Here is a 275-nt window from a genome sequence, read left to right on the forward strand (position 1 = left end):
TTTTTAGATTTTACAGTCCAATTAAGAATTGCTTACGGGAGCCAGTAATTTATGAAGAGTGAACCGACGAGTTTCGGAGTAATTCTTTAGATTGTGCAGTCCAATTAAGAATTGGTTGCGGGAGCCATTAATTTATGAAGAGTGAACCGACGAGTTTTGGAGTAGTTTTTTAGATTTTACAGTCCAATTAAAAATTGGTTGCGGGAGCCGGATTTGAACCGACGACCTTCGGGTTATGAGCCCGACGAGCTACCAGGCTGCTCCATCCCGCGCCT

The 275-nt window shown here is 43.3% G+C and carries 1 tRNA gene; it reads right to left on the reverse strand.

What is annotated here, in order from left to right:
• Positions 1–195 precede the first annotated feature (195 nt).
• Positions 196–272, reverse strand: a tRNA-Met gene (locus EXT48_RS23590).
• Between the last annotated feature and the right edge of the window lie 3 nt (positions 273–275).

Source organism: Pseudoalteromonas sp. CO348 (genome assembly GCF_004208845.1).
Classification (GTDB): Bacteria; Pseudomonadota; Gammaproteobacteria; order Enterobacterales; family Alteromonadaceae; genus Pseudoalteromonas; species Pseudoalteromonas maricaloris.